This window comes from Rhodococcus sp. T2V (genome assembly GCF_029269925.1).
GTDB classification, from domain to species: domain Bacteria; phylum Actinomycetota; class Actinomycetes; order Mycobacteriales; family Mycobacteriaceae; genus Rhodococcus_F; species Rhodococcus_F koreensis.
Genome location: NZ_JARJBD010000012.1, coordinates 155,478 through 165,492 on the forward strand (window position 1 = coordinate 155,478; position 10,015 = coordinate 165,492).

General features: G+C 68.0%; 9 protein-coding genes. All 9 read left to right on the forward strand.

The features are described from left to right. Positions 1-33: 33 nt before the first annotated feature. Positions 34-1,050, forward strand: coding sequence for a LacI family DNA-binding transcriptional regulator (locus P3H15_RS13485; protein WP_072937191.1), 1,017 nt, complete (start codon positions 34-36; stop codon positions 1,048-1,050). After that, positions 1,051-2,055 (forward strand): 2-hydroxyacid dehydrogenase, encoded by a 1,005-nt coding sequence (locus P3H15_RS13490; RefSeq protein WP_276137698.1) that lies wholly within the window; start codon positions 1,051-1,053, stop codon positions 2,053-2,055. Then, complete coding sequence (gene manD / locus P3H15_RS13495) at positions 2,052-3,269, forward strand: D-mannonate dehydratase ManD (RefSeq protein ID WP_276137699.1); 1,218 nt, start codon at positions 2,052-2,054, stop codon at positions 3,267-3,269. The genes P3H15_RS13490 and manD overlap by 4 nt, the downstream gene beginning before the upstream one ends. Positions 3,270-3,274: 5 nt before the next feature. Further along, the gene (locus tag P3H15_RS13500) at positions 3,275-4,807 is read left to right on the forward strand and encodes a mannitol dehydrogenase family protein (RefSeq protein WP_276137700.1); all 1,533 of its coding nucleotides are present in this window, start codon (positions 3,275-3,277) and stop codon (positions 4,805-4,807) included. 50 nt (positions 4,808-4,857) lie between these two features. Then, positions 4,858-6,237 carry an MFS transporter gene (locus P3H15_RS13505; RefSeq protein ID WP_276137701.1) on the forward strand — a complete coding sequence of 460 codons (1,380 nt, stop codon included), beginning with the start codon at positions 4,858-4,860 and terminating at the stop codon, positions 6,235-6,237. Then, the gene (locus tag P3H15_RS13510; protein WP_276137702.1) at positions 6,234-6,848 is read left to right on the forward strand and encodes a bifunctional 4-hydroxy-2-oxoglutarate aldolase/2-dehydro-3-deoxy-phosphogluconate aldolase; all 615 of its coding nucleotides are present in this window, start codon (positions 6,234-6,236) and stop codon (positions 6,846-6,848) included. Before P3H15_RS13505 ends, P3H15_RS13510 begins: the two co-directional genes overlap by 4 nt. Beyond that, complete coding sequence (locus tag P3H15_RS13515; protein WP_276137703.1) at positions 6,848-7,786, forward strand: sugar kinase; 939 nt, start codon at positions 6,848-6,850, stop codon at positions 7,784-7,786. The genes P3H15_RS13510 and P3H15_RS13515 overlap by 1 nt, the downstream gene beginning before the upstream one ends. Before the next feature lie 35 nt (positions 7,787-7,821). Then, positions 7,822-8,892, forward strand: a complete 1,071-nt coding sequence (locus tag P3H15_RS13520) for an L-idonate 5-dehydrogenase (RefSeq protein ID WP_276137704.1) — start codon at positions 7,822-7,824, stop codon at positions 8,890-8,892. Positions 8,893-8,980: 88 nt separating this feature from the next. Beyond that, on the forward strand, positions 8,981-9,964 hold the full coding sequence (locus tag P3H15_RS13525) for an MDR family oxidoreductase (protein WP_276137705.1): 984 nt from the start codon (positions 8,981-8,983) through the stop codon (positions 9,962-9,964). Positions 9,965-10,015: the final 51 nt, after the last annotated feature.

Consider the following 10,015-nt stretch of genomic DNA (forward strand, 5'->3'; position numbering starts at 1 on the left):
GGCAGTCACAACCAACAGCGAGGCGGTAGCACCGTGGCACCCACCTTGACCGAGGTCGCTCAACGCGCAGGGGTATCCCTGTCCACCGCATCGCGGGCGTTCAGTGCCCCGGACCGGATCGGACCGGACACTCTCGCGCGGATCATCGCGGTCGCCGACGAGATCGGCTACCGGGCGGCGTCGCCGACACGCAACGACGCCGTGAGGCCGACGGCGACCACCGTCGCTGTCGTGGTGCCCGACATCGCGCACACGGTGTTCGCGAGTTTCGTGAAGGCGGCGCAGGCTCAGGGGTGGCACCGGCGGCAGACCGTGCTCCTCACCGACACGGACGGCAGCGCGGATCGTGAGCGCGAGGTCCTCGGCGAATTGCAGGGTCGTGTCGACGCACTCGTCGTCTGCGCGCCGCGACTGCCCGCCTCCGACATCGTGCAGCTTGCCGGCGACACCCCACTGGTGCTCGTCAACCGGTCTTCGCCCGAATGCGATTGTATCGTGGCGGATTCCGAGGATGGTCTTCGTCAGACCATCGACTACCTCGTCGCCCTCGGGCACGAACACCTCGCCTACGTCCAGGGCTCGCCGCAGTCCTGGTCGAATCAGCGTCGCGTCGCCGCGGTCGAGGAATTCTGCAAGTCCCGCGATGTGCAGCTGAGCCTGCTCGGCTGGCAGCAGGAGACCCTCGCGGGTGGTCATGCCGCGGCCGCGAGCGTGATCGCGACCGGTGCGAGTGCCGTGATCACCCACAACGATCCGATGGCGATCGGTGTGATGAACGGCGTGCGCGCAATGGGCTTTTCGGTTCCGGACGACCTGAGCGTCGTCGGCATCGACGACTCACCGCTGGCCGAGCTCGCCAACCCCGCGCTCACGAGTGTCAACGTGCCCATGGCGAGAGCCGGCGTGCTGAGTCTCGACCTGGTGTACCAGCGCGCCGGCGAACCGGATTCCGACGTCCGCGAAGTTCACCTCCCCACACAACTTGTCGTCCGTGCGTCGGCCGGACCGGCGCACGATCGGGTGTTTCGCCCCGGAAAAGAGAGCCGTTAGATGAAAATCGTTGTTGCCGACAGTAATCTGATCCCACATCGGGCGCGGTTCGATGCCGCGGTTCCCGCAGGATCGCAACTGTCCTGGCACGGCAGCTTCGACGAGGCTGCCCTGATCGAGGATCTGCGTGACGCCGACGTGTACGTCGGGGGAAAGTTCACGCCGTCGATGGCGTCGTCCGCGACCATGCTGCGGCTCGTCCACGTTGCCGGCGCCGGCACGGACAACATTTCGTTCGGCGCCCTGGCCCCCGACGTGCTGGTGGCGAATACCTTCCACCACGAGAAGTCGATCGCGGAATACGTCGTGGCGGCCGCGGTGATGCTTCGGCGCGGCTTCGTCGCCCAGGACGCGGCCCTGCGGCGCGGGGTGTGGGCGACATCGGTCTACGACGACCGCCTCACGCAGTCGAATTCACTGCAGGGTGCGCGGGTGGGTTTCGTGGGTTTCGGCCACATCGGCAACGCCACGTGGAATCTGTTCCGGGCATTCGGCGCGACAGGAGCGGCCGTGACCGGCCGTGGCAACGTCGATGCGACGGGTGAGGGGTTGGACTGGGCCGCCGATGTGTCCCAACTCGAGCGCCTGCTCGCCGAGTCCGACGTGGTCGTGGTGTCCGCACCGCTCGACGACCGGACACGGGGCATGATCGGCGCCGAGGAATTGCGCGCGCTCGGCAGCGACGGTGTGCTGGTGAACGTGGGCCGCGGACCTCTCGTCCAGGAGCAGGCACTGTTCGACGCTCTGTCCTCGTCGACCATCGCGGCCGCGGCCATCGACGTCTGGTACGACTATCCCGGAGCCGACGGTCGAGGTGCGCCCAGTGCCCTCCTGTTCTCCGAACTCCCCAACATCATGATGACGCCGCATTCTTCCGGGGTGTCGCGGCAGACGTTTCTCGGCCGCGTCGACGACATCACCGACAACATCACCCGACTCGCACGCGGGGAGCAGTTGCGCAACGTCGTTGCTCCCGCGGTCGGAGCGAAAGGATCACGGGCATGACCGACAAGATCATCTCCGCGGACGTGCTTGTCTGCAGCCCCACCCGCAATTTCGTCACCCTGAAGATCACCACCGCCGACGGCGTCGTCGGTTACGGTGACGCGACACTGAACGGCCGCGAACTGTCCGTCGCGTCGTATCTGCGAGACCATGTCGCTCCCTTACTGATCGGACGGGACGCGACGCGGATCGAGGACACCTGGCAGTACCTCTACCGTGGGGTGTACTGGCGCCGCGGGCCTGTCACGATGGCCGCGATCGGCGCGGTCGACGTGGCGCTCTGGGACATCAAGGGCAAGACGCTCGGCCAGCCCGTCTACCAGTTGCTCGGCGGTGCCGTGCGTGACCGCGTCCTGTCGTACACCCATGCCACCGGGTGGGACGTGCCCGCGCTGCTCGACTCCGTCGACGCCCAGCGGGAGAAAGGCTTTCAGGCGATTCGTGTGCAGTCCGGGGTGCCCGGACTCGATTCGGTCTACGGCGTGCACAAGGGGGCGGCGGGATACGAGCCCGCGAGCCGCGGCGCACTCCCGGTCGAAGAGGTGTGGGACACGGACGCCTACCTCAATCATGTGCCCGGGGTCCTCGCGGCGGTCCGGGACCACGTCGGCCCCGACCTCAAGTTGCTGCACGACGCCCACCATCGACTCACCCCGCAGCAGGCCGCGCGGCTCGGCACATCGCTCGAGCCGGTGAATCTGTTCTGGCTCGAGGACGTCACGCCGGCCGAGAACCAGGACGCGTTGCGTCTGGTGCGCAACCACACCACGACGCCGCTGGCGATCGGCGAGGTCTTCAACACGATCTGGGATTGCCAGCACCTGATCACCGAGCAATTGATCGACTTCATTCGCGTGGCGATCGTCCACGCCGGCGGAATCAGCCACGTCCGCAAAATATTTGCGCTCGCCGAGGTGTATCAGGTGCGAGGCGGACCGCACGGCCCGTCGGACGTCTCGCCGATCTCCCTGGGCGCGAGCCTGCATCTCGGACTGGCGACGCCGAACTTCGGAATTCAGGAATACATGGGCTACGACCCGCTGGTCAGTGAGGTCTTCCCGCACGCGTGGTCGTTCGCGGACGGCCATCTCACCCCGGGTGACGCACCGGGTGTCGGAGTGACGATGAACGAGGAACTTGCGGCGAAGTATCCCTACGAACAGGCCTACCTCCCGGTCGCCCGGCGCCGCGACGGCTCCATGACGGATTGGTGACGAGCGTGACCGAACACCCACTCTCACGCCGAAACGTTTCTGCTGCGGCACTGATCCACCGGCGGGTGCCGGTAGGCACCGGGATCGTGCACCTGGGGCTCGGCAACTTCCACCGTGCCCACCAGGCCGTCTACACCGCGCTCGCAATGGAACGCGAACCCGGGCCGTGGGGGATCCTCGGTGTGGCGAGCCGGTCGAGCGCCGTCGCCGATGCGATGACGGCGCAGGATCTGCTCTACAGCGTCGTCGAGATCTCGCCCGGTGGATCGCGTGTCAATGTTCCCGGCTCCCACACCGGGACCCTGGTGGCCGAACAGGATCCGGAGTCCGTCGTTCACGCGATCGCAGATCCGGCAACGAAGATCGTGACGATCACCGTGACCGAACACGGGTATACCGTGTCGCCCGAGACCGGATCCCTCGACCTCGACTCCGACGCCGTCCGGCGTGATCTCGCCGAGGCCTCGACGCCGCGCACGACGATCGGACAGATCGCCCGCGCACTGGCCCTGCGGGCGAGCACACACGGCACCCCGATCACCATCCTCAGCTGCGACAACCTGCTGGCAAACGGGCGGCAGACCGAACGGCTCGTGCGCGAGTTCGTCGGCACCTTCGGGGCACCCCTCCGTGAGGAGGTACTGACCTGGATGGATGCGTCCGTGACGTTCCCCAATTCGATGGTGGACCGCATCGTGCCCTCGAGTTCGGACCGTTACAACGAGACGGCCCTGACGCACCTTGGCGTGCGGGACACGATCGCCGTCCCCGCCGAACCGTTCACGATGTGGGTGATGGAGGACAAGTTCGCCGCCGGCCGTCCCGCCTGGGAGCGCGGCGGCGCACTGTTCACCGACGACGTCGAGCCGTACGAGCTGATGAAGGTCCGGCTGCTCAACGGGACGCATTCGCTCATCGCGTATCTCGGCGCACTCGACGGGTGTGCCACCATCCCCGAGTCCGTGGCACGACCGTTCGTCGAGGACGCGGCGCGCCGCATCCTGTGCGACGAATACCTGCCGACAGTCGCCGTTCCCGAAGCGGTCGACACGGACCACTACATCCGGCAGCTCTTTTCACGTTGGTCCAATACCGCTCTGGGACACCGCACCTCGCAGGTCGGCTCCGACGGATCGGTCAAATTGGCGCAGCGTATCCCGATCCCCGCGCTCGAACACCTCGGCCGCGGTGAGGTCCCGCAGTTCCTGGCTCTGACCGTGGCGGCGTATCTCGCCTGCATCGCCCCGCCGCCTGGTTTCGACCCCGGCCCACACGCACGATCCATGACCGACCCCGCTCGACCGCGCCTGGCAGGAATGGCCGACAACGCCGCTTCCACTACAGAATTCGTTCGTTCCGTCTTCGTCGACGGAGGCCTGTTTCCCAGCGTTCTCGCTGCGCACACCGAGTTCGTCTCGCGGATTGCCGACTTCGTCGACATCATCGTCCGCCACGGGCCGGCTGTCGCCGCCGGTGAAGCATCCGCCCCGGTCCCGGACCTCGGCGCGATCACGCTGCAGTCCAGGGCGACCCTCTGACTCTCTCACCCCCTGCCCGGAATTTCCGGGAACCACCAATGGAGGAATCCATGGACACTACACTCGACCCCACGGTGAACCCGAAAACACCCGGCCGCGCAGGCGGTACACCCCAGGCAGACCCGGCCGCAGTCCGCCGGGCGGCGTGGGCGGGACTCATCGGCACCACACTCGAGCAGTACGACTTCGTCATCTACGGCACCGCCTCGGCGCTGATCTTCAACACACTGTTCTTTCCGAACATCTCGCCCGCGGCGGGCATCCTCGCTAGCTTCAGCGCCTACGCCGTCGGGTTCCTCGCCCGACCGCTCGGCGGCCTGTTCTTCTCGCGCTACGGCGAGCGTCTCGGCCGTAAATGGGTGCTCGTCGCGACGCTGATGCTGATGGGCGGCGCGACACTGGGTATCGGTCTGCTGCCCACCTACAGTCAGGTCGGGCTGCTCGCACCGGCTCTCCTCGTCGCATGCCGGTTCTTCCAGGGATTCGGCGCGGGAGCCGAACAGTCCGGTGGTGCAACCCTTCTGACGGAGACGGCGCAGATAGGCAGGAGAGGCCGGCTCGCCGCGCTGGTGATGACCGGGGCCGCGCTGGGCACGGCACTCGGCGCAGTCGCGTGGATCGCCGCGCAGCTCCTGCCGGAGGAGCAGCTCATGTCCTGGGGCTGGCGGCTCGTCTTCATCAGCAGTCTGCTCGTGACTGTCGCCGCCTTCGTCATCCGTCGCAAACTCAACGAGAGCCCGGTGTTCCAGGAACTCAAGGAGCAGCACCACGTTCCGAAGACGCCCGTGAAGGAGATCTTCGCGAACGGCAAGAAGCCGCTGTTCATCGTCATGTTCATGACGATCGGCATCAGCGCGCAGTCGTACACGTACCAGGTGTTCATGGCGTCGTACCTCAAGAACGACGTGCATGTCGACCCCACGTTCATTCCCAAGGTGCTGCTGGTCGGGGCGATCTGCGGCGGCATCGCGGCCTACGGGTTCGGTCGGCTGTCGGATCGGGTGGGCCGCAAGCCGGTGTACCTCTCGATCGTGATCGCGCTGATCATCCTGCCGGTGCCGACCTTCCTGGCCCTGAACACCGGCTCGCACCTGTTGATCACGATGGCGATGATCGTCGGCTTCATCCTCGCCTGCCAGGGCGCCGTCGGCGTCACCATGAGCTACTTCCCGGAGATCTTCGGCTCCCGCTACCGCTACGCCGGCGTCACTCTCGGCCGTGAATTCGCGTCGATCTTCGGCGGCGGTGTCGCGCCACTGATTTGCGCGGCCCTCGTCACGGCCTTCTCCGGCTCGTGGATCCCGGTGGCCGTCTACATGATCGTGATGGCCCTGACCGTCCTGATCGCCTCGACGATGGCCCCGGAAACCCGCGACCGCGACCTCACGCTGGCCGCCAACGCCACCGATCGTGAGGTGACGGCGGCATGACCTTCTCCGTGATCGCAGTGCTGCGCGCCGCACACGCCGACCTCTACGCCTCGGTGGTGACCGTCCTCGCCGAGAACGGGGTGCGTGCCGTCGAGCTGACGATGAGCACGCCGGGCACTCTCGATTCCCTGCGCAGCATCCGGCGCGACGCACCCGACGGCGTCGAGATCGGGGTCGGGACGGTCACCACCGTCGGCCAGGCTCGGGCCGCCCTCGACGTGGGTGCCGACTTCCTCGTGACACCGACCACCAACCTCGACGTCATCGACACGGCCGTGCGTGCGGGTGTCCCGATCTACCCGGGCGGATTCACCCCGACCGAGCTGTGGAACGGATGGAACGCGGGTGCGACCGCAGTGAAGTTGTTCCCGGCATCGGTGGTCGGCCCGGAGTACATCGCGCACCTGCGCGGGCCCTTCCCCGACATCCAGGTCGTCCCCTCGGGTGGGGTGAGCATCGAGGACGTCCCCGTGTGGATCGCAGCCGGAGCGGCGGCGGTCAGCCTCGGCGGCCCGCTGATCGGGGACGCACTCCGCGGCGGGGACCTCGGTCAGCTGGCCGAACGATGCCGGCGCCTCGCGGGCGTCGTCGCAGAACCGGCGGTCGCGTGATGACGGTACTGACCTTCGGCGAAACCATGGCACTCACCCGAGCGGCGGACACCGGTGCACTCGCCCACACCTCGACGCTGCACCTGGGAATCGGCGGGGCCGAAACGAACTTCGCGATCGCGCTACGACGGCTCGGCGTGGACGTCGCCTGGATCGGGCGCGTCGGCCAGGACAGCCTGGGTGACCTGGTCGAGCGTGAACTCCGGGCCGAGGGAATCACCGCCGACGTCATCCGCGATCCGGACGCCCCGACCGGACTGATGGTGAAGGAGCGGCGAACCGCCACCGCCACCCGCGTCTGGTACTACCGGACCGGCAGCGCAGGGTCGCGGCTCACGATGTCGGACATCGCGGACGACCGCCTCGAGTCGGCGTCGCTGCTGCATGTCACCGGCATCACCCCGGCCCTGTCCGACAGCGCCAGGAAGACCACTCTGTCCTGCGTCGAACGGGCACGCGCACTGGGCATTCCGGTGTCGTTCGATCTCAACTACCGCCGTGCGCTGTGGTCGCCGGAAGAAGCGGGTCCCGTCTTCCGCGAGCTGATCGCGTTGTCGGACATCGTCTTCGCCGGTGAGGACGAGGCCGCGATCGCGGTGGGCGACGGCGACCCCGCAGAACTCGTCGCGCGTGTCCGCGACCTGGGGCCCCGCGAAAGCATCCTGAAACTGGGAGACCAGGGGTGCCTGGCGATGGTCGACGGCGAGACGCTCTCCCTGCCGGCGGTGCCGGTGACCGTCGTCGACTCCGTCGGGGCCGGAGACGGTTTCGTCGCCGGATATATCGCGGACCGCCTCGCGGGGGAGTCACCCGGCGACCGACTGAGGACCGCTGTGACCGTGGGGGCCTTCGCGTGCACCGTGTCCGGCGACTGGGAGGGCATGCCGCGCAGGGACGAACTCGGACTCCTCACCACCGCGGAACCCGTCACCAGATGACAAGCTCCCACCTCCGACAGAACTGGACTTCACCGATGAACACCACCGAGACCATCGGCACGGAAACGATCGAGGTTCCGACGCATGCGCAGGCGGTCGTCGCCCACGGCGCGAACGACCTGCGCGTCGAGGACGTGCCGATCGCCGCACCGAAGCCGGACGAGGCGGTGATCCGCATCGCCTACGGCGGAATCTGCGGATCCGACCTCCACTACTGGCAGCACGGCGCCGCGGGCGAGTCGATCCTCCGCGCACCGATGCGGCTCGGGCACGAGGCGTCGGGAACGGTGCTGATCGGCGCGGCGGACGGCAGCGGTCCCCGTCCCGGCGCACCCGTCACCATCCACCCCGCGACACCCGGCGGCGACAGCGCGACGTATCCGGCCGACCGCCCCAACATTTCCCCCGGATGCACGTACCTGGGCAGTGCGGCGCACTTTCCGCACGCGGACGGGTTGTTCGTCAGCCACGTCGCCGTCCCGACCCGCATGCTGCGGGTCCTCCCGTCCGGGCTCGATCTGCGGCTCGCCTCCTTGGCCGAGCCGGCGAGCGTGGCGTGGCACGCGGTCGCGCGGGCCGGGGACGTGGCGGGCCGATCGGTCCTGGTCATCGGTGCCGGGCCGATCGGCGCGCTCGTCGTGGCGGTACTGAAGCGAGCGGGCGCCGGGAAGATCATGGCCGTGGACATGCACGAGTACCCACTGAAGATCGCGCGCGACGTGGGCGCGGACGTGACCCTCACGGCCACCGACGCCGGCGCGGTCTCGGCGGTCGGAGCAGACGTGGCCATCGAATGCTCCGGCAACCACCGCGGTCTGTCGTCGGCGATCCACGGGACCGCGCGCGGCGGCCGGGTCGTGATGGTCGGGCTGCTCCCCTCCGGTGATCAGCCGATACCCGTCTCGATCGCGATCACCCGGGAACTGGACCTGATCGGTTCGTTCCGCTTCAACGACGAGATCGACGAGGTCGTGGCCGCTCTCGCCGACGGCTCGCTGGCGGTCGATCCGATCATCACGGCCGAGTACGACGTAGCCGACGCGCTCACCGCGTTCGCGTCGGCCAAGGACGCGTCGTCGTCGAGCAAGGTTCTCCTCAGGTTCTGATCCCGGGATCCTCGCCCCGGCATCGTCGACGCGGCGCAGTTGTCGCATGATGGTCTCGACGCACCCCCGAGGTCAGGAGAGCAAGCTGATGAAGGAATTCACCGCCTGGATCGCTCGCGAGAACGAGGGCGCCATCGGCCTCTCCGCGGAGACGGTCGACGAATCGTTCCTGCCACAGGGCGAGGTCACGATCCGGGTCGAATACTCCAGCGTGAACTTCAAGGATGCGCTGGCGCTCACGCCGAAGGGCGGAGTGGTGCGCGAATATCCCATCGTGCCCGGCATCGACGTCGCGGGCATCGTCGCCGAGTCGCAGTCGCCGGAGTTCGCGGTCGGTGACAAGGTCGTCGCCCATGGTTACGACATCGGAACCGCCCGGCACGGCGGGTACGCGCAGTTCGCCCGCGTCCCGGCCGACTGGGTGGTGAAACTCGACGGCATGTCCACCCGAACCGCCGCCGCGATCGGGACCGCCGGTTTCACGGCCGCGATGAGTGTGGAGGCACTGCAGTCTCGCGGCGTCGAGCCGGGCCACGGTCCGGTGCTGGTGACCGGGGCGAGCGGCGGAGTCGGCACCGTCGCCGTCGACCTGCTGTCAGCGGCCGGCTTCGAGGTGGTCGCGTCGAGCGGAAAGCCGGAGAAGGCGGAACTGCTCACCCAGCTGGGCGCGAGCAAGGTGATCGGACGCCTCCCCGAACCCGACACGAAACCGCGTCCCCTCGGCAAGGCGCAGTGGGCTGCCGCGGTCGACTGCGTCGGCGGCGCCACCCTCGCCCACGTGCTCAGCACCATCGAATACGGCGGTGCCGTGGCGGCCAGTGGACTGACCGGCGGACCGAAGTTGGAGACCACGGTCCTGCCGTTCATCCTGCGCGGGGTCAGCCTGCTCGGCATCGACTCGGTGCAGTACCCGATCGACCAGCGGCGCCGACTGTGGGGCCGTCTCGCGTCCGACCTCGCACCCAGCCGCCTCGAGTCGATCACGCACGAGGTCCCGATTGCCGACGTCGTCTCGGTGATCGATCAGGTGCGGGCGGGTACGTGGTCGGGTCGTGCGCTGACGCGCCTGTGAGTACTTGTTAACGTCCGGCGGTTAACAAGTACTCACGGGCGGCGGAGCCGC